The following is a 2028-nucleotide window of genomic DNA, read 5'->3' as shown; positions in this document are numbered from 1 at the left end:
ACACCTGAAGGAAAAACCCTCGAATGGAATATCCCACAAAACTTCACCATTCAGATGCCTAGCATATACAATGAATTTGGATTTAATGCTTATACCCAAGTTGGTTGGCAACTCGCAATGCCCAGAGCATTAGCATATATCACGTGGTCAAGAACACAAGAAACAGCCCCATTAGCAGGAAAATTATATGATAAGATTTCTAAATTTATGGAAAATATTACGCAAGGGGCTTATCACTCAGAAAAGATAATTTATGACATGAACTCATCATTAACATGGGCACTCCGCAACTTCTATAAATCTATAATTAGCGCAAACATTTCTGACACTAAACTTAATATAATCATTAACATTAATGGCATAAATAAAACATTAACCATCGACATTAGCAAAGCTTATAAACAATTACTACAACTAATGCCAGTAAAACTCTTAGCAATCTCAAACGATGGACTCGCAGGAATAATAACATATGATAAATACTGGACCTCAGACGGATACCGCTCCGTATACTTCACATTCGAACCCGAAACCATAAACAATACCATAACAACAAAACTCCTAACACAAGCCATCCAATGGACAAAACAATGGAAATACGAAAACATAACAGAACTCCTTAAAAACACAATCCGAGCAGATAAAACTATAATCAAAAAATTCCTCGAAATTAACAACAAAACACCAGGCAATAGCATACTCTCAAAACCCCTACTACTTAATGAAGAAGGACACAACATCATAAACATCACATCAGACAAAGGCCTCCTACACCTAATAATACTACACCCCACATCAGACAAAATTAACACAACAATAAACGGCAACACAACCATCAACAAAATTATTACCACAAACCACACAACAGAAATACACATCAAAATTCATACAAAAGGAAACATAACAATCTCAATCAACGCAGACCCTAACTCAAGCATAAACCCCGCCTACATAGAAATAAAATTCGAAACACCCCAAACAACAACCACCCCTACCACAACTACGACCAAAACAACCACTCAAACAACAATAACACCAACCACAACAACTCAAACAACTACCACATCACCTACCATAACCCAAACAACCACTACACCAGCAACATTAACAACTACAACAACACCCATAATAACACCTTCACCTACCACAACCACACAAAAACTAACAACTACAACAACACCTACAACTACCACATCAACAACCCCCAGCCCAATCACTCTAACTGGTCCATTAGTCTTCATAATCGCTATAATAATAGGAATAATACTCTTCATAATAATTAGAAAACACAAATAACCAAACAATTTTCACTTACAAAAATCAGATAAACCAGACCTGCTCTACTATTAGAAACCATATGCTACACCTCAGCACATGAATATATGGTTTTAAAGAGTCATGTAAAAAGATATATGCTTTGAATATTATTGCTGTAAGTATGAGTAAGGAAGGTAAGGTTATTAGCAGGAATGTTGTGCTTGCACTTTCAATCATTATAATTATTCTAGTAGCTTTATCGGGCTTATCCTACTACAATTTCACATCATTAATTAATACAAAAGATGCGCAAATCTCCTCATTAACCTCAAAAGTGGCAAATTTAACGAACGAGAGGAACAATCTTCAAAACCAACTAAACAGCCTCAATAATGAGAAAACAAAATTACAAGAAGAAATAAACAACTTAACAAACGAGAAAAAAGCCCTAGAAGATAAAATAACATCACTACAAAATCAGATAACAGCATTGCAAGGAGAAATAAATGAATTAAAAGCCATCATAAACCTACAAAAACAATCCTCGAAAAGGATAAGACTGTAAACTTACCCACAAGACATTATATAACGCTCCAATATAATACACCTTATACAGGTTACATAAGGATTACGTTCACAGCATCTGGAGGTGTACTTTTCTGGGTTGGAAACAGTTTTACAGGTGAATACTATTACCGTTATCCCTCAAACGCCACTACTGCAGTAAGTGGAAGTTTTATTGTTCCTATCCTCCCAGGCATAACATACATT

General features: G+C 35.3%; 1 protein-coding gene and 1 pseudogene. Both read left to right on the top strand.

Annotated elements, in window-relative coordinates; genetic code table 11:
• Positions 1-1296 (top strand): annotated as a pseudogene (locus MRT15_RS09175) (hypothetical protein); the annotation flags it as partial.
• Positions 1297-1438: 142 nt separating this feature from the next.
• Positions 1439-1822, top strand: a complete 384-nt coding sequence (locus MRT15_RS09170) for a hypothetical protein (protein WP_304329787.1) — start codon at positions 1439-1441, stop codon at positions 1820-1822.
• The last annotated feature ends 206 nt before the right edge of the window (positions 1823-2028 follow it).

The organism is Candidatus Culexarchaeum yellowstonense (genome assembly GCF_024707025.1).
Lineage (GTDB): Archaea > Thermoproteota > Methanomethylicia > Culexarchaeales > Culexarchaeaceae > Culexarchaeum.
The sequence above is the reverse complement of the archived record's forward strand: the minus strand, read 5'-3'. Positions and strand labels throughout refer to the sequence as shown.